Genomic DNA, 19,793 nt, shown 5'->3' on the forward strand with positions numbered 1-19,793 from the left:
GCATCATGCTTCCCCCGAGCATGGAACACCCCGTCGTCCAGGGGCAGTTCCAACTGAGTCAGAACCATACGCCGCACCACTGACAACGCCGGAAACGTGCAGGCATAGGCAATGCAAAGGAGACGCACAGGCCCCGTACGGGCCGCGAGCACGAGAGCAACGACAGGCCCACCGCCTGGAATCACCCGGTTCACTCCGCCCCGGTCACGCGGCCTCAGTCACGCCACCGCGGCCGCCCCACCCTGGCTCACACCACCCGCGCCCGCTCGCGCCCAACTCCGGCTCACACCACCCGCGCCCGCTCCCACCCCGCCACGATCGCCCCCACCGTCTCGGCCACCGTCAGCCCGGAGCTGTCCAGCCACAGCCCGATCCGCGGGGTACCGGCACGCAGCCCCCGGTCCAGCTCCTCGACCGTCCACGCCCCGTACCCGGTCTTCGCCCGCCCCGCCTCACGCGCCGCGACGACCTCGGGGCGGGGAGCGAGCACGACGACGTACAGGGGGCGGGTGCGGATCAGTCCGACGTACGCCGTCAACTGCTCGCCCAGGACCACGTCCTGCACGACCGCCGTGAAACCGGCCCGCGCGTACGCGTCCGCGGTGGCCGCCGACAGCCCGTACCGCAGCCGGAGTTGCGCCTCCGCCTCGCCGCCCGCGCCGGGTTCGTACTCCTCGCGCCCGGAGACGATCATCCGCCGGAACATGTCACCGCGTACGTGCGCCGCCCGCGGCAGCCGCTCCGCGAGAGCCTGCGCGACGGACGACTTCCCCGCGGCCATGATCCCCGTGATCAGGACGACACCGTCCGTCGAACGCCCCGTCCGGCAAGGCCACCGCCCATCAGGCGAAGTACACGCCACCCACGACGACCACCACTGCCGCCACCACGAACAGCAGCACCCACAGCGCCAGTTTCCCGACACCGGGAGCGGGTTCGTAGCGCGGCGGCTCCGGATCGGGCGTGCTCACGGCGTCGTCACCACGGCCGCCTGGGGCCTTATCGGCAGCCGGTTGACCGGCCGCCCCGTAGCCGCACGCACGGCCGAGGCCACCGCCGCCGGGCAGGTCACGACCGGCACCGCGCTGGCCGCCTTCGCGCCGAAGGGGGCGACGACGTCGCGCTCCTCGACGAGCTTGACGATCCGGATGTCGGGGGCGTCCAGCGAGGTGGGGAGGGCGTAGCCGGTCAGGTCGGGGTGGCGGACGAGCCCGCGCGCGGTGCGCAGGTTTTCCGTCAACGCGGCGCCGACGCCCTGCGTGACGCCCGCCTCGATACGGGCCGCGAGCTGGGCGGGGTTGAGGATCCGGCCCACGTCCTGGGCGAGGGCCAGTTCCACGACACGGACCGAGCCGAGTTCGATGTCGACGTCGACCACCGCGCGGATCGCGCAGAAGGCGAGGCCCACGAAGGCGTCGCCCTGGCCGGCGGCGTCCAGCGGTTCGGTCGGATGCGGGCGGCACTGGGCGGTGGCCCACAGTTCCTTGCCGTCCATCGCCTCGGTGACGGTCGTGGACAGCACTCCGTCGTAGGACGTGATCTTGCCGTCGGTGATCTGGAGCAGCTCGGTGGACATCCCGAACTTGTGCGCCAGGGGCTGCAACAGCTGCGTACGGACCATCTTCGCCGCGCGTTCCACCGCGCCGCCCGACACCCAGGTGTGGCGGCCTCGGCAGCTCGGGCCCGCCGGGGGCTGGTCGGTGTCGACGGGGGCCACGTGCACCTCGTCGATGCCGAGCGTCTCCTGGACGATCTGCCGGGCCAGTGTGGTGAAGCCCTGGCCGGTCTCCACGGCCGCGCAGAGCACCGTGGCGACGCCGTCGTGGACCTTCACGGTGGCCGTCGACACCTCGTCCGTGCCCTCGGCGCCGAGCATGTGCACCATGCCGAGGCCGTAGCCGACACCACGGCGTACGGCGCCGGGTTCGCCCGCGCCCTCGGGGCCGCCCGGGAGCAGCCACTCGTCCTCGGGGGTGTCCTTGGGGAGGGCGGGAAGCGGGTAGTCCCGTACGGCCTGGAGCAGTTCGGCGACCGGAGCGGGGCAGGTCACCGTCTGGCCGGTGGGAAGCACGTCCCCGGTAGCCATCACATTGCGCAGGCGCAGTTCCGCCGGGTCCATGCCCAGCTTCTTCGCCAGCTTGTCCATCTGCGCCTCGTAAGCGGCGCAGACCTGCATGGCGCCCTCGCCGCGTACATGGCCGGAGGGCGGGTTGTTGGTGCGGACGGCCCAGCCCTCGATGAAGGCGTTCGGGACGACGTACGGGCCGCAGGCGAAGGCGACGGCGGCGGCCAGCGACTCCGAGGAGGTGTCCGCGTAGGCGCCCCCGTCCAGGAGGATCTGCGCCTCGACCTTCACCAGCTTGCCGTCGGCGTCCGCGTGGTGGCGGTAGCGCAGCAGCGTGGGGTGCCGGTGGGCGTGGCCGAGGAAGGACTCTTCACGCGTAGCGGTGATCTTCACCGGGCAGCCGGTCTTCAACGCGAGGAGGCCGAGCGGGAGTTGGACGCCCTGGTCCTCGCGGTCGGCGGTGGCTCCGGGTACGCCGGTGACGACGACCTTCACACGCTCGGGCTCCAGGCCGTAGCAGGCGGCGGCGGTGTCGCGGTCGGTGTGCGGGTCGGTGGACGCCACGTAGAGCTCGACTCCGCCGTCGGGGCGGGGCACGGCGAGACCGGCCTCGGCGCCGATGGGGGCCGGGTCCTGGCGGCCGATGCGGTACTGACCCTCGACGACGATCTCGCCGGTCGCCGCGGGGTCGCCGTGGCGCAGCGGGATGTGCCGGATCAGGTTGCCGTCGGGGTGCAGCGCCTCGGCCTCGAAGGCCAGCTCCGGGTCGGTCACCGCGTCGAGTACTTCGTACTCGACGATGACGGCCGCGGCGGCCATCCGGGCGGTGTCGGGGTGGTCGGCGGCGACGGCCGCGATGGGCTCCCCGTGGTGGCGTACGACCTCGGAGGCGAACACCGGACGGTCGGCCCTGCCCCGGCCGTGCACCGGGGTGCCCGGCACGTCCTCGTGGGTGATGACGGCCCGTACGCCGGGCATCTCGCGCGCGTGGCTGGTGTCGATCGACACGATGCGCGCGTGCGGGTGGGGTGATCTGAGCACGGCGGCCCACAGCAGGCCCTCGGCCCACAGGTCGGCCGCGTACGGGAAGGTGCCCTCCGTCTTGGCGCGGGCCTCCGCGGCCGGCAGCGAGACGCCGAGCCCGTGCGGGAGGGGCTCCGAGCCCGCCTCGGGCGCCGTGGGTGACGCGGTCACGGTTTCGTTGCTCACGCCTGGCCTCCGTCCTGGCCGTACGGCTGCTCATGCGGAGCCTGGGGGTCGTACGGGGGGTTGTACGAAGAAGTGTCCCCGTACACCGAGGCGTTGACGCCGCCCCCGCCAGGACCGGCCTGGCGCGGGATGCGGGCCTCGTCGGCGTCCGGCGCGGATTCGGCGGTGGCGGCGGAGTGCGCCTCGCGTTCGGCGACGACCTCGCGTACGGCGTCCAGGACACCGCGGTAGCCGGAGCAGCGGCACAGGTTGCCGCACAGTGCCTGGCGGGTCTCCAGCTCGTTCGGCGCGGGGTTGCCCTCAAGGAGGTCGTGCACGGTCATGGCCATGCCGGGTACGCAGAAACCGCACTGCACCGCGCCGCACTTGGCGAGCGCGCGCTGCACGTCGGAGGGCTGCCCGTCGGCGGCCAGGCCCTCGACGGTGCGCACCTCGCTGCCCGCGGCGGTGACGGCGGGCACCAGGCAGGACGCCACGAGCCGCCCGTCGACCTGCACGTTGCAGGCGCCGCACTCGCCCTGCGAGCAGCCGTCCTTGGCGCCCGCGAGACCGAGGCGCTCGCGCAGTACGTAGAGCAGCGATTCGCCGATCCAGGCGTCGGTCACCGGACGGTCTGCGCCGTTGACGCGCAGGACGTAGGAGGCAAGGGGGTGTTCGTCGTGCGGGGCCGTGACGGGGGCGCCGGTGTCCGCCGCCGTCTCCGCGGCATCGGCAGCCCCGGAGTCCTCACGAACCCGGTCCGTGTCAGGCGCCTCAACAGCCTCGTGAGCGGGCTCGGCGGCCTGCTGGGCGTCCTGCGCGGGCGGTCCGGCCGGCGACTGCGTCGACGGTCCCACGAGGCTCTCAGCGGGCGTCTGCGCCGATGGGCGTACGGCGTCCTCGGCGGCCCTTTCCCGCGGTTCGGCGGACCAGGCCTGCCCGATGGCTTCCGTCGGCTGCCCGGTGCCCTCCGTCGCCCAGGGGGCGGCCGCACCGCCGGGGAGCGTGGCGGGCGGCGTGCCGCCCCACTGCTCGACCAGCGCGGAAGTGGTGAACTCGCCCGATTCGTCCGGGATGTCCCCGGTGGCCACCGGAATCGACCACTGTCCGGTCACGTCGCTGGCGGAGGGCCCGGCCGAACCCGGATGCCCGGCCTGCCCGGAGTGATCAATTCCTCCGGGCCCGGCGCCGTCCCGCGCGACGTCCCCGAAGTCCCACTGCCCGGTGACCCCCGGGTTGTACCCGTACCCGTCGGGACCGGCGCCGGCGGGGGCGCCGTTCGGATCGGGCCACTGGACGGCGTCGGCCGGTGCGGCCCACGCTCCCCCCTGCGCCGGGTCCGTCGCGGCGGGCGCCGGGAGCGGCACCTCGATCTGCGGGGGCACGTAACCGTGCCCGCGCGCCGCGAGCGGCTCCCGCTCCGCGATGAGGGCCTCGATGCCGCCTTCGGGGAGCTTGACGAAGGCGGTGGCTCCGTCGTCGTAGTCGCCCTGGGGCAGCGGATCCCAACGGCCGCCCTGGGGGGCGTCCTCCGCGTACTGGTCGTCGGTCATGACAGTGCCCTCCCCAGTGCTCGTCGGGCCAGCGCGGCGACGGTGCGACGCAGGTGCAGTACGGCGGGCGGAAGCGGTTGTACGGAGCCGTCCTCGTCGGGGACGGGGTCGGGGATGCAGGCAGCGGCGACGTACTCCCCGAAGGCGTGCAGCGCCTCCGGCACGAGCGCGCGCTCCCCGTCCCAGTCGATCAGCTGGGCGACCCAGGCCTCGGCGTCCAGGGGTCGCAGCGGCATCGGCGCTATGGCACCGACGGCGCACCGCACCCCGCGCCGGGCGGGATCGAGGACCAGCGCCACGGACGCGATGGCGCGGCCGGGACCGGTGCGCCCGGTCGCCTTCAGGAAGACCTGGGGCGCGTGCAGCAGCGGCACGCGCACGTAGCCGATGAGCTCGCCGGCGCGGAGCATCTCCACGCCCGCGAGCAGGTGCGAGACCGGGATCTCACGGCGGGCTCCACCGGGGCCCGCGATGATCAACGCGGCTTCCAGGGCGGCCAGTACCGGCAGCGCGTCCCCGGTGGGGGACGCCGAGGCGATGTTGCCGCCCAGGGTGCCCGCGTTGCGGATCTGCGGCGGGCCCGCCGCGCGCGCCGAGGCGGCGAGCGCGGGGATGAGGGCCGCGAAGTCGGGGCGGCCCATGCGCGCGTGGGTGAGGCCGGCGCCGAGCAGCGCGTGGCCGTCCAGGTACTGCCAGCCGCGGATCTCGCTGATCCTGCCGAGGCCGACGAGTGCGGCGGGCCGCAGCTGTCCGGAGTTGATCGAGGCCATGAGGTCAGTGCCGCCCGCCACGGGAACGGCGGCGGGCATGGCGGCCAGGGCCGCGACCGCCTCGTCCAACGAGCCGGGCAGCGTCACGGCCTGCGCCGCCTGCGGTGCGTGCGTGGTCAAACCGGCTACCCCTTCCCGCTGCCCCACCTGGTCCCACCTGTGCTGCCGTACGGTACGTGCTGACAGGGCGGACGTGGCAACTCTGGCACATCTTCGCCGGTCCCCGACGCGGGGGTCCACTAGGAGGCATTCGCCCCCCTCACCAGGGAGATGGTCCGTTTTCGCACGGCATCACCGGTGAGCACGAAATGCCACTCTTCGGTGACTCTTGGGAGCCTTGTTCCCCGTAGGGCCACTGTTGCGCGGGAACACCCCGGAGGCGCGGTACGCCTCCGGGGGTACCTCACACGTTCGGGGGCCGCCCCTCGATCGGGCGTCCGAGGACGCCCGGCCGCTGCTGCCACGGCAGGGGCCCCGTGGGCGGGCGATACCCGACTCCCAGGGTGTCAAGGCGCCCGTAATGGACGGCCATCCGCCGCTCGAAGTCCGCGAAGTCCCGTTCCGCGGAGGGGGGCAGGGCGCTCCAGGCGACCTCGGCGAAAGCGGCCAGCCTCGGGAACGTCTGGTAATCCACGCGCGCCTGATCCTCCATCACCTCGGTCCACACATTGGCCTGGGTGCCGATCACATGCCGCGCCTCCTCCTCGGTGAGCTGCGCCGGCACGGGCTCGAAGCGGTAGACGTCCTCCAGGGTGCGCACGTAGCCGATGGGCACCGGCTCGTCCTCGCCCGGGGCCTGACGGTGGTCCAGGTACACATGCTGCTCGGGGCACATCACGACGTCGTGGCCCGCGCGAGCGGCGGTGACGCCGCCCGCATAGCCGCGCCAGGACGAAACGGCGGCGCCTTCGGCAAGGCCGCCCTCCAGGATCTCGTCCCAGCCGATCAGCCGACGCCCGCGCGCGGAGAGCCAGTTGTCGAAGTGCCGGATGAACCAGGACTGCAACTCGGCCTCGTCCGCGAGCTCCAACTCCTTGATACGCGTCTGCGCCGTCTGTGACTCCTTCCACTGGTCCTTGGCGCACTCGTCACCGCCGACGTGAATGAACTCCGAGGGGAACAGGTCGAGGAGTTCCTCGAAGACCCCCTCGTAGAAGCGCAGGACGTTGTCAGTGGGGGCGAGTACGTTTTTGGAGACGCCCCAGGTGTCCCAGACGGAGAGGGAGGTCGTGTCGATGACGTCGGTGTTGCCGAGTTCCGGATACGCGGCGATGGCCGCCTGGCTGTGCCCCGGGATGTCGATTTCGGGGACGACGGTGATATGCCGCTCGGCCGCGTACGCCACGATCTCGCGGATGTCCTCCTGCGTGTAGAAGCCTCCGTGCGGCTTCTCGTCCCACAGCGGCGAGGCCCGATGGCCGAATTTCGTGCGCGCCCGCCAGGACCCGGCCTCCGTCAGCTTCGGGTAGCGCCTGATCTGGACACGCCAGCCTTGGTCATCGGTGAGGTGGAAGTGGAAGACATTGAGTTTGTGGGCGGCCAGCAGGTCGAGATAGCGCAGCACTCCGTCCTTGGGCATGAAGTGCCGGGCGACGTCGAGCATGAGGCCGCGCCAGCCGAATCGGGGTCCGTCCTCGATCGTGACGTGCGGCACGGCCCAGGTGCGGTCGAGGCTGAGCGGGGCCTTTCGGTACGCGTCCGGGCCGAGGAGCTGCCGCAGCGTCTGGGCGCCCCAGAAGACGCCGGCCGCACTGCCACCCTCGATGAGAACGCCGGTCGGGTCGCTGACGAGGCGGTACTCCTCGGGGCCGAGTTCGGGGTCGAGCTGGAGTCCGATGCCGTCGCCGTCGGTGTCGTCGAGCTCCCGCCCCTCGCGCAGCGGCAGGCCGGTGGCCTGCCGGAGGGCGTTGCGCAGCCACTGGCCGACACCCTCCAACGCGGTGCCGGCGTAGAGCTGGGAGTGCGCCGTCAGCCGCACCTCGCCGGAACCGGCGACGAGGCTGCGGGGTGCGGGAATCAGTTCAGTCACGTCAGTCCTTTACCGCTCCGCCCAGCCCGGAGACCAGCCGTCGCTGTACGAGTACGAAGAAGATCAGCACCGGAATCGTCATCACCGTGGACGCCGCCATCACGCCGCCCCAGTCCGGCTGGTCGGGGTTGAAGAAGACGAGGAGTGCCATCGGCAGGGTGGACTGTGCCGTGTCGCTGATGATGAAGGACTTGGCGAACAGGAAGTCGTTCCAGGCCGAGATGAAGGAAAACACGCTGGTGGCCACCAACCCCGGGAAGACCAGCGGGAAAAGGATCTGCCAGAGGAATCGCGCACGGCTCGCCCCGTCGATGTACGCGGCCTCTTCCAGCGCCTCAGGAACAGCCTTCACAAAACCCCTCAGCATCCAGATCGCGAACGGCAGCGAGAAGGCGATGTGCGGCAGGATCAGCGAACCCAGCGTGTTCAGCTGGCCGAAGTCCCTCATCAGGAAGAAGAGAGGGATCGTCAGTGCTTCCACGGGCACCATCTGCGCGACCAGGAACATGATCAGCAGAGTGGTGCGGAAACGGAAGCGGAATCGTGTCACCGCCGTCGCCGCGAGAAACGCGATCAGTGCCGAGACGACGACCACCGTGCACGCCACGACAAGGCTGTTGAGGAAGTACCGGCCGAATTCCTGCTGTCCGAAGACCCGCCGGAAGGAATCCAGCGAAGGCGCCAGAGTCCACGGCCTGGGATCGGTGGACTCGATCTCCCCGGCCGGCTTGAAGGCGCTGAGCACCATCCAGTACAGAGGGAAGGCGACCACGACCGCGATCAGCAGCGCGGACACCTCGGCGGCGAGCCGCCACGGACGTCGTACGAAGCCACCCATGAGGTTCACAGTTCCTCCCCCTGCCTGCGCAGCAGCCACAGATACACCAGCGTGACCCCCAGCAGCATCAGCAGCATCACCACGCCGATCGCCGAGCCGAGGCTGTACTGCGAGGCGGCGAACGCCTTCTGGTACGCGTACACGTTCAGCACGAGGTTCTGTCCGGCGATGCCGCCGCCGTTCGTCATCACGTAGATCTGCGTGAAGAGCTTGAAGTCCCAGATGACCGACTGGATGGTGACGACGACCAGGATCGGCCGGAGCATCGGCGCGAGCACCGAGCGCCAGATCCGCCACTGCGAGGCACCGTCCAGGGCCGCCGCCTCCAGGACCTCGGACGGTACGGAGCGGATGCCGGCGTACACCGTCACCATCACGAACGGGAAGGAGCACCAGACCACTTCGAGGAGTACCAGCGCGAAGGCGCTGAAGCGGCCGTACGTCCACGAGTGGTCGCCGAGCCCCAGCAGCCGGTTGACGGGCCCGAAGTCGGGGTCGAAGAGCAGCAGCCAGACCGTGGAGCCGGTGACGGCCGGGGTCGCCCAGGCCCCGAGCGCGGCCACCATCAGCGCGAGCCTGGGCACGGCACGTACCCGCGTGAGGAGCACCGCGAGCGCGCAGCCGACGGCCAGCGTGGAGACCACGCAGGCCGCCGCGAACACGACCGTGGTGACCAGCACCTGCCAGAACTGTTCGTCGGCGAAGAGCGTCGCGTAGTTGCCGAAGCCCTCGAAGGTGGTCGGTTCGCCGCCGCTGACCTGGGCCTGGGTGTACTCCAGGAGCGAGATCAGGCCGAGTTGGTAGATCGGGTAGACCAGCAGGCCGCCGAGGACGACGAGGGCGGGGGCGAGGTAGAGCCAGGGGGTCCAGCGGGGGCCTCGGCGCCCGGGTCGGGTGGTGCGGCGCGGTCGGGCAGGGCGCGCCTTGGTCACTGTGCCGCGCTCGGCGAGCGCGTCGTGCGTGGTCATCCGCTCAGCCCACGGAGCTGAACGCGTCGTCCATCTTCGTCGCCGCGTCCTTCGAGGCCGCCGCCACGTCCTTCTTGCCGCTGACGATCTCCTGGAACATCGTCGGCAGCACGAGCGAGGCGTCGATCTGCGCCCAGGCGGGCGAGGCCGGCACGAACTTGGCGCCCGCGGCGAGCGTCTGCACGAAGGGCTTCACGAACGGCTCTCTCTTGGCGACGTCGGCCCGCACATCGGTGTACGTCGGCAGGAAGCCCATGGCGTCGAACAGCTCGCCCTGGGTCTTCTTCGAAGCCAGCTCCTCCATCAGGTCGACGGCGAGCGTGCGGTGCGAGGTGCTCTTCAGCACGCCGAGGTTGTTGCCACCCGCGAACGCCGGGGCTATCTCGCCCGACTTCAGGCCGGGCAGCGGCACGACGGCGTACTTGCCCTTGACCGCCCCCGCCTCGATCGCCGCGTGACTGAAGTCACCGCCGATGGCCATGCCCGCCTTGCCCGAAGCGAAGGCCGTCACCGTGTCGTTGCCGCCCATGCCCGCACACTTGGCGGCCGGACAGTTGTCGTCGCCGAAGAGGGAGGTGTAGGTCTCGATGCCCTTCCGGGCCGCGGCGCTGTCGATGGCGGAGGCGTACGAGCCGCCCTTGCCGTTCGCGATCTCCCCGCCGTTGGACCAGATGAACGGCATCGCGCCGTACGTGTAGGCGCCGCCGACCGCGAGGCCGTACAGGTCCGGCTTCGCGGCGCGGATGTCCTTGGCCGTGGAGATCAACTCGGCCTGTGTCTTCGGGACTTCGAGACCGAGCTCCTCGAAGACGTCGGTGCGGTAGTAGAGGGCGCGGACGCCGACGAAGTACGGGGCGCCGTAGATCTTCCCGTCCACCGTCACGGACTGCTTGGCCGTGGGGTCGGTGTCCTTGGAGTCGCTCCAGTCGGCGAACTCCTCGGTGACGTCGGCGAGTCCGCCGTCCTTCACATAACCGGCGGTGTCCGTGTTGCCGTACTCGATGAGGTCCGGGGCGCTCGCAGGGTCGTTGAACGCGGCCTTGACGCGCTGGGCGCGGGTCTCCACGGGGATGTACTCGATCTGTACGTCGGCACCCTCGTGGGCCTTCTCGAAGGTGTCGACGGCCGCGTCGACGACCTTCTGCTTGGGCGCGTTGTTGACCTCCTGGAAGAGCCAGACCCGCAGCGTGCCGGTCTTCTCGTCCTTCTCGGAGGTCGAGTCGTCGGAGGTCTGGGGGGCGCAGGCGGCGAGAACCACAAGGGTGGTGACGGCGACGGCTGTTCTGACAGAGAGCTTCATTGAGCATCCTCCGGTGGGGTGCGTTGCAACATACGCAATGGCTGTTTCGCTCTGCACAACACACTGGAGGCTATGGAGTACATGAACATGCCCACAAGAGGTCTCAACCACTTCGTGACCACGTGACGCACTCCGTGCAACGGTCAGCCGTCGAGGGCCTTCTTCTCCGGCTCGACGGGCGCCCGGCCGACGGCTTGCTGCTCCGGCCCGGCACGCCCCTGAAGGAAGAGCGCGGAGATCGTGCCGACCAAGAACCACCCCACGCTCCCGATGAGCAGCACCTGCCACGGCCCCGGAGGCGCGTCGCCGAGCGCCAACAGCAGCACGCCTCCGCCCAGCGCGCCCGCCACGACCAGATGGACGCGCACGACGACGCTCGGCAGGAACACCTCACGCAGGAAGCGCTCCCCGTACCAGAGGCGTACGGTGCGCCGCGCGACGATCGCCAGCACCGCCCCGCCGATCGGCACCGCCGACGCGACGACCGGCGCGGGCAGCGGGTCTCCGTCGGCACCGGGTACCGCGAGCAGTGCGGCGCCCCCTGCCAGAGCGCAGCCCCAGAGGAGCGCCGCCAGCCCGGCCCTGGTGCGCCCCGCGTGGCCCCCGCCGCCGTACCGCTCCTCGTTCACGGCCCGTATCTCCGCGATCCGCTCGGGCCAGGTGAGGCCGGCCCGGCTGGGCACGACGATGAGCAACAGAAGCAACACGGGAAGCAACACATGCGACAGCAGCATCAGTTCGTCCACGGTGTCCGGCCAGGCGCCCACCGTCGGGAGCACGGCAGGACCCGCGAGCGGCGCGAGGAACACCACGAACCACCACGGGCTACGTCGCCCGGGCATCCGCATCGCCCCACGACCCCCAAGTTCCCTGGTGCGCTTCAGTTCCCGTCTCGCCTCACGGCCGCCGCCCGCGATCCGGTTCGCAGCCACGCCCTGGGCCCGGTGCGCCTGCGCCTCCTCCGGCGCCAGCTCCACCGCCGTACGGGCAGCCGCGACCGACTCACCCCACCACCGCAGCTGATAGGCGGCGTCGGACACCGCCAGATACCCTCGCCAGTCGTCCGGAGCCAACTCCACCGCCCGTCGCGCCAGCGGCAACGCCGCCTGCGGATCGCGGAGTTCGCCCAGCACCGAGGCCGCGAGGCTCAACTCCCGCGCACTCTCCGGCTCGGCCCGTTCCACCAGCGCCCGGCTCTCGCGGAACTTCCGTGCCATCGCCAGTTCCCGCGCCCTCAGCAACAACTCCACGCCCACCCCCGGGTACACCAAAACCGCGGCACCCCACACCGGGATGCCGCGGCCATGCCAGATCCACCTACGCGGCCTACTGTGCCGAAGAACCCGGCGGCGTTACTTCTTGTCGCCGTCCTTGCCCTTGTCTCCCCCGCCGGCGCCCATGGACTCGTAGATCTCCTTGCACATGGGACACACGGGGTACTTCTTCGGGTCGCGGCCCGGCACCCACACCTTGCCGCAGAGGGCCACGACGGGCGTACCTTCCAGGGCGCTCGCCATGATCTTGTCCTTCTGGACATAGTGGGCGAAGCGCTCGTGGTCCCCGTCGCCGTGCGACACCTGCGGTGCCGGCTCCACGAGGGTCCCCGTCCCCGTGCCTCGCTGGGGCTGGGTCTCAGGCTCAAGAGTGCTCATAACGCCAAGGGTACTGAAGGTCACAGGCATCAGTTGAGGGAAGGGTCGTCCGGGTACGTCGCCACCATCGCCAGTTCGTTGCGCTGGCGGCGCAGGACCTCGCGCCAGAGCCGTTCGGGGGACGGGGAGGAGACGTCTCCGGGCTCGGACTCGACGACGTACCAGGCGCCCTCGGTCAGTTCCGCCTCCAGCTGACCCGGGCCCCAACCTGCGTACCCGGCGAAGATACGGAGCGAGCCGAGGGCGGCGGCGAGGAGTTCCGGCGGTGCCTCCAGGTCGACTAGGCCGATCGCGCCGTGCACACGGCGCCAGCCGAGCGGGATGCGCTCGCCGGACGCACCGCCGGGGATGACCGCGACGCCGAGCGCCGAGTCCAACGAGACGGGGCCGCCCTGGAAGACGACGCCGGGTTCGCCGGCCAGGTCCGCCCAGCCCTCCAGGATGTCGCCGACCTCCACGGGGGTCGGGCGGTTGAGGACGACACCGAGCGAGCCCTTCTCGTCGTGGTCGAGGAGCAGCACCACCGCGCGGTCGAAGTTCGGATCCGCCAGGGCCGGCGTAGCCACGAGCAGCCGCCCTGTGAGCGAGGACACCTCGGTCATGCGAGACATGATCCCGCATCTTCCCCGTGAGCGGGGAGCCAATGCGAGTACCTGTGTGAATGCAGCTCAGGGCGTAGAGAAGCGCCCCCCGCGCACGCCGTTACCGGTGACCCCGTGTGCCCGATTAGGAACGGTTCGTGTTGTGGCAAAGCTATGACGGAGCTGAGAGGCCCTTGGGCTTACGGAAGGGGGGTAGGCGGCCATTACCCTTACTCTCCGGCTCCTGCAACGACTTGCCTGCCGACGAATCACTCCTGCCCAACTCATCGGATCGCGAGATACATGACCGTCAACGGCTCTGACGACGTACTGCTTGTCCACGGCGGAACCCCGCTCGAGGGCGAGATCCGGGTCCGCGGTGCGAAGAACCTCGTACCGAAGGCCATGGTGGCCGCCCTGCTGGGCAGCGCGCCGAGCCGACTGCGCAATGTCCCCGACATCAGAGACGTGCGAGTCGTACGCGGACTGCTCCAGTTGCACGGGGTGACGGTCCGTCCGGGAGAGGAGCCGGGCGAGCTGGTGCTCGACCCGTCGCACGTCGAGAGCGCGAACGTCGCGGACATCGACGCGCACGCGGGTTCGTCCCGGATCCCGATCCTGTTCTGCGGTCCGCTGCTGCACCGCCTGGGCCATGCCTTCATCCCGGGCCTGGGCGGCTGTGACATCGGCGGCCGGCCCATCGACTTCCACTTCGAGGTGCTGCGGCAGTTCGGCGCGAAGATCGAGAAGCGGGCGGACGGCCAGTACCTGGAGGCCCCGCAGCGGCTGCGCGGTACGAAGATCCAGTTGCCGTACCCGTCGGTGGGCGCGACCGAACAGGTCCTGTTGACGGCGGTGTTGGCGGAGGGCGTCACCGAACTGGCCAACGCGGCCGTGGAGCCCGAGATCGAGGACCTCATCTGCGTACTGCAGAAGATGGGCGCGATCATCGCCATGGACACCGACCGGACGATCCGCATCACCGGTGTCGACTCGCTCGGCGGCTACACCCACGCGGCCCTGCCGGACCGTCTGGAGGCCGCCTCCTGGGCGTCCGCGGCGCTGGCGACCGAAGGCAACATCTACGTCCGGGGCGCCCAGCAGCGCTCGATGATGACGTTCCTGAACACCTACCGCAAGGTCGGTGGTGCCTTCGAGATCGACGACGAGGGCATCCGCTTCTGGCACCCCGGTGGCCAGCTCAAGTCGATCGCCCTGGAGACGGACGTCCACCCCGGTTTCCAGACCGACTGGCAGCAGCCGCTGGTCGTCGCCCTCACCCAGGCGACGGGCCTCTCGATCGTCCACGAGACGGTGTACGAGTCCCGTCTCGGATTCACCTCCGCGCTCAACCAGATGGGCGCACACATCCAGCTCTACCGCGAGTGCCTCGGCGGCTCGCACTGCCGCTTCGGCCAGCGCAACTTCCTGCACTCCGCGGTCGTTTCGGGCCCCACCCGGCTCCAGGGCGCCGACCTGGTCATCCCCGACCTCCGCGGCGGCTTCTCGTACCTCATCGCGGCACTGGCGGCCCAGGGCACCTCACGCGTGCACGGCATCGACCTGATCAACCGCGGCTACGAGAACTTCATGGAGAAGCTGGTGGAACTCGGCGCGAAGGTCGAGCTGCCGGGCAAGGCTCTCGCGTAACGGAAGCAGTCGTGGGTACGACGATGGGGCGGCCACCCGGTGAAGGGGGCCGCCCCATTGGCGTACTGCTCTGCCGTGCTCCGCCCCTGACGCGGGCGGCGCAGGCCTTACTTGCCCTTGGCGGCTTCCTTGAGCTTGCTGCCAGCGGAGACCTTCACGCTGTAGCCGGCCGGGATCTGGATGGGGTCGCCGGTCTGCGGGTTGCGCGCGGTGCGAGCGGCACGGTGGGTGCGCTCGAAGGTCAGGAAGCCGGGGATGGTGACCTTCTCGTCGCCCTTGGCGACGATCTCACCGACGGTCTCGGCGAAGGCGGCCAGAACGGCGTCGGCGTCCTTGCGAGTCACCTCGGCGCGGTCGGCCAGCGCGGCCACCAGCTCACTGCGGTTCATGTCGTTACTCCCGTGTTCTTCTTGCTGTTGAGGCGTGCCACGCGGCGGAGCCGCATACCGGGCACAGTGAAGCCGATGCTGCCAGGGTCCTCGGTCGGTCCCCGGACCCGGGTCCGTCGCCAGACCCTCGCGCCCGAAGACGCATCCTGCCCCCACCTGCGGCGGGAAAGCCAATCCGGCACCCCCGGGGAGTCACAGGAACACCCTTGGGGGTCACACGGAAAGGCCTGCGCAAGGCGTGAACGAGGCGTGAGCCTGGCCGCCACCCTAAAGGCGGCCGCAGGTCCCGCCTTCCACGACGCGCCGGAGCTGTGACGGTCGTGGCGGTCGTCACAGCTTCCGCGGGGCCCTGCTTACGCGGGTGCGCTGCCCGACTCGGTCACCCCGGCCGCCTTCGCGGCGTCCCGCACCGCTCCGGCGACCGCGCCCGCGACCTTGTCGTTGAAGACGCTCGGGATGATGTAGTTCGGGTTGAGCTCGCCCTCGGTGACCACGTCCGCCAGGGCGGTGGCGGCAGCCAGCATCATCTCCGTGTTGACGGTACGCGACTGGGCGTCCAGGAGGCCACGGAAGACGCCCGGGAAGACCAGGACGTTGTTGATCTGGTTGGGGAAGTCCGAGCGGCCGGTGGCGACAACCGCCGCCGTCTGGCGGGCGATCGCCGGGTCGACCTCGGGGTCGGGGTTCGCAAGCGCGAACACGATGGCCTGGTCGGCCATCGCGGCCACGTCGTCGCCGTCGAGCACGTTCGGGGCCGAGACGCCGATGAACACGTCGGCGCCGCGCACGGCCTCCTTCAACGTGCCCCTGAGGCCCTCGGGGTTGGTGTTGTCGGCGATCCATCGCAGCGGCGAATCGGCGGCGGCGTCCACGAGGTCCGCACGGTCCGCGTGCACGACACCGTGGATGTCGGCGACGACGGCGTTCTTGACGCCCGCGGCGAGCAGCAGCTTGAGGATGGCCGTACCGGCCGCGCCCGCACCGGACATGACGACACGGATGTCGCCGATCGCCTTGCTCGCGACCCGCAGGGCGTTCGTCAGGGCGGCGAGGACGACGATCGCGGTGCCGTGCTGGTCGTCGTGGAAGACGGGGATGTCGAGGGCCTCGCGCAGCCGGGCCTCGATCTCGAAGCAGCGGGGCGCCGAGATGTCCTCCAGGTTGATCCCCGCGAAGCCGGGGGCGATGGCCTTCACGATCTCGACGATCGCGTCGGTGTCCTGGGTGTCCAGGCAGATCGGCCAGGCGTCGATGCCGGCGAAGCGCTTGAAGAGCGCCGCCTTGCCCTCCATCACCGGGAGGGCGGCCATCGGGCCGATGTTGCCGAGCCCGAGCACGGCGGATCCGTCCGTCACGACCGCAACGGAGTTGCGCTTGATGGTCAGCCGCCGGGCGTCCTCGGGGTTCTCGGCGATCGCCATGCAGACGCGGGCCACACCCGGTGTGTAGATCATCGAGAGGTCGTCGCGGTTGCGGATCGGGTGCTTGGACTGCATCTCGATCTTGCCGCCGAGGTGCATGAGGAACGTACGGTCGGACACCTTGCCGAGCGTCACGTCGTCGATGCCACGCAGCTGCTTGACGATCTCGTCGGCGTGCGCCGTGGAGGTCGCCGCGATCGTGACGTCGATCCGGAGCCTCTCGTGACCGGAGGCGGTCACGTCGAGGCCGGTCACCGAGCCTCCGTGGGACTCTACGACCGTGGTGATCTGGGAGACCGCGGTTCCGCTCGCGGGCACCTCCAGTCGGACCGTAATCGAGTAGGAGACGCTGGGCGCCGTTGCCATGGCCGACTTCCTCTGCTTTCACCGTGTACTGCTGGGTCGCACTGTCTCGCGGTATGCCTTCCGATCGTCGCACCTACCCCTGAGTACGTGCCAACCGCCCCGGGTTGCGAACGTTTTGTTCGCGGGCACTCGAGACTTTCGGAAAACTTATTCCACCATACGATAGTGACGGCGGCGACAGGAGGGGCGATCGCGGTCGGAACCCGCTGTAACCCGTTGGAACCCTGCGGAATCCCTACCGGAACCCGGCGCCGCGGAAATGAACTTTCGGGACGGGAATTGCCTTGCGGGGATCGTTTGTTACCTTGGACGTGACACCGGCCCGATCCAAGCCCCCGGGCCCAACCTTCGTCGCTACGAGCGACCTCTTGCCGCGAGGCGAGCATGGCGGGTCGGTGTCGCTGAACGAACGAGAGGCCCCCGTCACCGCAAGGTGACGGGGGCCTCTCCGCGTTGCCGGGACCCTCAGTCCCGCAGCAGGTCAGGCACCCCGTTCCCGTCCGGCTCGTCCCGGTCCGCCGAGACGATGGTCAGCTGCTGGGTCGCCCGCGTCAGGGCGACGTAGAGCACGCGCAGGCCTGCCGGTGACTCGTCGGCGATCTCCGCGGGCGAGACGACGACCGTCGCGTCGTACTCCAGGCCCTTCGCCTCCAGGCTGCCCAGCGCCACCACACGGTCGCCGAGGCCCTTGAGCCAGCGGGCGGCCTCCTCGCGCCGGTTCATGGCCACGACGACGCCCACGGTGCCGTCGACACGGTCCAGGAGGCCGGCGGCCTCCGCTCGTACGGTCTGCGCGAGTGAGTCCCGTACGACGGCGAAGCGGGGCTCCACGCCGGTGGACCGTACGGCGGACGGGGACTGAGCGCCCGGCATGGCGAGGGCCAGGATCTTGGCGGCCAGTTCGGCGATCTCCGCCGGGTTGCGGTAGTTGACGCTGAGGGTGAAACGGCGCCGGGGGCGGCTGCCCAGGGCCTCGTCACGGGCCTCGGCGGCCTCCTCCGGGTCGGACCACGAGGACTGGGCGGGATCGCCCACCACGGTCCAGGTGGCGTGCCTGCCGCGCCGCCCGACCATCCGCCACTGCATGGGCGTGAGGTCCTGCGCCTCGTCGACGATGACGTGCGCGTACTCGGTCCGCTCCTGCGCCAGCCGCTCGGCGCGTTCCCACTGCGTCTCCTCACGCGTGGGCATGAGCTCTTCGAGCCCGGTGAGGTGGTCCAGCGGGTCCAGGTCGCGCCGCTTCTTGGGCCGGGCGGGACTGCCCAGGATGGCGGTCAGCTCGTCGAGCATGGCCACGTCGTGCACGGAGAGCCCGTCCCGCTTGAGGGAGCGCGCCACCCGCCGCACCTCACCGGGGTTGAGGATCCGCCGCGCCCAGCGTCCCAGTCGGCGCTCGTCGGCCATGGCGGCCAGCACGCCCCGTGGGGTCAGCTCCGGCCACCACACGTCCAGGAACTCGATGAAGCTGTCCTCGGACGTGACGTCCTCGTCGAACGACGAGCGCAGCTCGGCCGCCAGCTCCGGGTCCGAGTGCCGCGTACCGGCCCCCGAGCGCGCCCACAGCGCGTCGAGCAGCAGCTTCCGGGCCCGCGGACGCAACAGGTTCACGGGCGCCGTACCGCTCAGCGCGTTGTTGCGGATCCGGTCCAGCTCGGGGGCCTCCAGCTCCAGACGGCGCCCGAAGGCGACGACACGGAGGCGTGTGAGGGGGCCGGTGCGGGCCTGCCGCCTTGCGTCGTCCCCGTCCCCGTCGTCGTCGTCGTCGAAGCCGTTGCCGTCTCCGTCGCCGAAGGAGAGCTGCTGGTCCGGGGCGTCCGCGGCTGACCGGCCGCCATGGGGCGACCGCCCGGAGGACCCCGACGGCGCCTCCAGCGCCCCCCGCGCCGCCTTCTGCAGCACCTTGAGCATCCGGTACGAGCCCTTGGCACGGGCCACCGCCGGGGAGTCGTACAGGGCGGCCTCCGCGCCGTCGACGAGGGAGCCGATGGCACGGATGGCGACCTGGCCCTCCTCACCGAGGGAGGGCAGGACGCCCTCGGTGTAGGCGACCAGCAGAGGCGTCGGGGAGACGATCAGGATGCCGCCCGCGTAACGGCGGCGGTCCTGGTACAGGAGGTAGGCCGCCCTGTGCAGGGCCACGGCGGTCTTGCCGGTTCCCGGGCCGCCCTCGACATACGTCACCGAGGCGGCGGGCGCGCGGATCACCAGGTCCTGCTCGGCCTGGATGGACGACACGATGTCCCGCATGGTGTGACTGCGGGCCTGGCCGAGGGCGGCCATCAGGGCGCCATCGCCGATCACCGGGAGTTCCTGGCCGTCGAGAGTGGCCTTGAGCTCCGGGCGCATGAGGTCGTCCTCGACGCCGAGCACCCTGCGGCCCTTGGAACGGATGACCCGGCGCCGCACCACCCGGCCCGGCTCCACCGGGGTCGAACGGTAGAACGGGGCCGCTGCGGGCGCCCGCCAGTCGATGACCAGCGGCGCGTAGTCCGTGTCCAGGACACCGATACGGCCGATGTGCAGCGTCTCCGCGATGTCTGCGGACTGACGACCGGTCTCGTCGTCACGCACGGCGCCCTCGGCGGGTTCCACCGCCGTGTACGCGCCGTCCGGACCCTTTGTGCCGTCCTTCCCCAGGAGTAGGTCGATCCGGCCGAAGAGGAAGTCTTCGAACTCGTTGTTCAGGCGGTTGAGGTGAATTCCCGCCCGGAACACCTGGGCGTCGCGCTCGGCGAGCGCCCCCGGTGTCCCGACCTGACCGCGCTTGGCGGCGTCGTTCATGAGGAACTCCGCCTCGTGGATCTTCTCCTCGAGGCGCCGGTATACCCGGTCGAGATGTTCCTGTTCGACGCTGATCTCACGGTCCCGAACGGAGTCGTCCCTGAGGGAGTCCTGCCGTGCGGAATCGTGGACCGAACCGAGCGCGGTTTCCTGCTGAGCCTGAGCGGCCACCGGGCCCCCTTCTGACGTGCTGGGCAGCCGTCAACCGTACGCGAAGGGGGGCCCTTAGGGCTACGCGCGCG

Annotated in this window: 16 protein-coding genes; 1 reads left to right on the plus strand and 15 read right to left on the minus strand. The window is 70.6% G+C overall.

The window, feature by feature from the left end:
- Positions 1-283: 283 nt before the first annotated feature.
- From ACIPC1_RS32185 to ACIPC1_RS32240, 12 genes are all read right to left on the minus strand, one after another.
- Positions 284-862, minus strand: a complete 579-nt coding sequence (locus ACIPC1_RS32185; RefSeq protein WP_402523357.1) for an AAA family ATPase — start codon at positions 860-862, stop codon at positions 284-286.
- Positions 843-971: a hypothetical protein gene (locus tag ACIPC1_RS32190; protein WP_384375558.1), complete on the minus strand. Its 129-nt coding sequence runs from the start codon at positions 969-971 to the stop codon at positions 843-845. Before ACIPC1_RS32190 ends, ACIPC1_RS32185 begins: the two co-directional genes overlap by 20 nt.
- The gene (locus ACIPC1_RS32195) at positions 968-3,274 is read right to left on the minus strand and encodes a xanthine dehydrogenase family protein molybdopterin-binding subunit (protein WP_402523361.1); all 2,307 of its coding nucleotides are present in this window, start codon (positions 3,272-3,274) and stop codon (positions 968-970) included. The genes ACIPC1_RS32190 and ACIPC1_RS32195 overlap by 4 nt, the downstream gene beginning before the upstream one ends.
- Positions 3,271-4,806, minus strand: coding sequence for a 2Fe-2S iron-sulfur cluster-binding protein (locus tag ACIPC1_RS32200; RefSeq protein WP_402523363.1), 1,536 nt, complete (start codon positions 4,804-4,806; stop codon positions 3,271-3,273). The genes ACIPC1_RS32195 and ACIPC1_RS32200 overlap by 4 nt, the downstream gene beginning before the upstream one ends.
- Entirely contained in the window at positions 4,803-5,696 is an 894-nt protein-coding gene (locus ACIPC1_RS32205) for an FAD binding domain-containing protein (RefSeq protein ID WP_402523365.1), read from the minus strand. Before ACIPC1_RS32205 ends, ACIPC1_RS32200 begins: the two co-directional genes overlap by 4 nt.
- 283 nt (positions 5,697-5,979) lie before the next feature.
- Positions 5,980-7,605: a beta-N-acetylhexosaminidase gene (locus tag ACIPC1_RS32210; protein WP_402523367.1), complete on the minus strand. Its 1,626-nt coding sequence runs from the start codon at positions 7,603-7,605 to the stop codon at positions 5,980-5,982.
- Between the two features lies 1 nt (position 7,606).
- Positions 7,607-8,452 (minus strand): carbohydrate ABC transporter permease, encoded by an 846-nt coding sequence (locus tag ACIPC1_RS32215; protein WP_402523369.1) that lies wholly within the window; start codon positions 8,450-8,452, stop codon positions 7,607-7,609.
- Entirely contained in the window at positions 8,449-9,411 is a 963-nt protein-coding gene (locus tag ACIPC1_RS32220) for a carbohydrate ABC transporter permease (RefSeq protein ID WP_402523372.1), read from the minus strand. The genes ACIPC1_RS32215 and ACIPC1_RS32220 overlap by 4 nt, the downstream gene beginning before the upstream one ends.
- Positions 9,412-9,415: 4 nt before the next feature.
- Positions 9,416-10,711: an extracellular solute-binding protein gene (locus ACIPC1_RS32225; protein ID WP_402523374.1), complete on the minus strand. Its 1,296-nt coding sequence runs from the start codon at positions 10,709-10,711 to the stop codon at positions 9,416-9,418.
- 143 nt (positions 10,712-10,854) lie between these two features.
- Entirely contained in the window at positions 10,855-11,961 is a 1,107-nt protein-coding gene (locus ACIPC1_RS32230; RefSeq protein ID WP_402523376.1) for a hypothetical protein, read from the minus strand.
- Positions 11,962-12,063: 102 nt separating this feature from the next.
- On the minus strand, positions 12,064-12,363 hold the full coding sequence (locus ACIPC1_RS32235) for a DUF3039 domain-containing protein (RefSeq protein ID WP_384375533.1): 300 nt from the start codon (positions 12,361-12,363) through the stop codon (positions 12,064-12,066).
- Positions 12,364-12,392: 29 nt separating this feature from the next.
- Positions 12,393-12,965 (minus strand): YqgE/AlgH family protein, encoded by a 573-nt coding sequence (locus tag ACIPC1_RS32240; protein WP_384375530.1) that lies wholly within the window; start codon positions 12,963-12,965, stop codon positions 12,393-12,395.
- 282 nt (positions 12,966-13,247) lie between these two features.
- On the opposite strand from ACIPC1_RS32240, the gene murA reads away from it, so the two are divergent.
- Positions 13,248-14,594: a UDP-N-acetylglucosamine 1-carboxyvinyltransferase gene (gene murA / locus ACIPC1_RS32245; protein ID WP_402523378.1), complete on the plus strand. Its 1,347-nt coding sequence runs from the start codon at positions 13,248-13,250 to the stop codon at positions 14,592-14,594.
- A 107-nt stretch (positions 14,595-14,701) separates the two neighbouring features.
- Here the strand turns inward: murA and ACIPC1_RS32250 are convergent, their stop codons facing one another.
- The 3 genes from ACIPC1_RS32250 to ACIPC1_RS32260 form a co-directional block, all read right to left on the minus strand.
- Positions 14,702-14,983 carry an HU family DNA-binding protein gene (locus ACIPC1_RS32250; RefSeq protein ID WP_007382399.1) on the minus strand — a complete coding sequence of 94 codons (282 nt, stop codon included), beginning with the start codon at positions 14,981-14,983 and terminating at the stop codon, positions 14,702-14,704.
- Positions 14,984-15,336: 353 nt separating this feature from the next.
- Positions 15,337-16,770, minus strand: a complete 1,434-nt coding sequence (locus ACIPC1_RS32255) for an NAD-dependent malic enzyme (RefSeq protein ID WP_402523380.1) — start codon at positions 16,768-16,770, stop codon at positions 15,337-15,339.
- A gap of 465 nt (positions 16,771-17,235) precedes the next feature.
- On the minus strand, positions 17,236-19,722 hold the full coding sequence (locus ACIPC1_RS32260; protein ID WP_402523383.1) for a HelD family protein: 2,487 nt from the start codon (positions 19,720-19,722) through the stop codon (positions 17,236-17,238).
- Between the last annotated feature and the right edge of the window lie 71 nt (positions 19,723-19,793).

Origin of the sequence: Streptomyces sp. NPDC087263 (genome assembly GCF_044744645.1) — a bacterium.
In the GTDB taxonomy this organism is placed as follows: domain Bacteria; phylum Actinomycetota; class Actinomycetes; order Streptomycetales; family Streptomycetaceae; genus Streptomyces.

What these genes read in the sequence shown, in the direction of transcription:
- ACIPC1_RS32200 (WP_402523363.1), bottom strand. Translation starts at nt 4,806, where the DNA reads ATGACCGACGACCAGTACGCGGAGGACGCCCCCCAGGGCGGCCGTTGG.
- ACIPC1_RS32220 (WP_402523372.1), bottom strand. Translation starts at nt 9,411, where the DNA reads ATGACCACGCACGACGCGCTCGCCGAGCGCGGCACAGTGACCAAGGCG.
- ACIPC1_RS32225 (WP_402523374.1), bottom strand. Translation starts at nt 10,711, where the DNA reads ATGAAGCTCTCTGTCAGAACAGCCGTCGCCGTCACCACCCTTGTGGTT.
- ACIPC1_RS32235 (WP_384375533.1), bottom strand. Translation starts at nt 12,363, where the DNA reads ATGAGCACTCTTGAGCCTGAGACCCAGCCCCAGCGAGGCACGGGGACG.
- ACIPC1_RS32240 (WP_384375530.1), bottom strand. Translation starts at nt 12,965, where the DNA reads ATGACCGAGGTGTCCTCGCTCACAGGGCGGCTGCTCGTGGCTACGCCG.
- murA (WP_402523378.1), top strand. Translation starts at nt 13,248, where the DNA reads ATGACCGTCAACGGCTCTGACGACGTACTGCTTGTCCACGGCGGAACC.
- ACIPC1_RS32250 (WP_007382399.1), bottom strand. Translation starts at nt 14,983, where the DNA reads ATGAACCGCAGTGAGCTGGTGGCCGCGCTGGCCGACCGCGCCGAGGTG.
- ACIPC1_RS32255 (WP_402523380.1), bottom strand. Translation starts at nt 16,770, where the DNA reads ATGGCAACGGCGCCCAGCGTCTCCTACTCGATTACGGTCCGACTGGAG.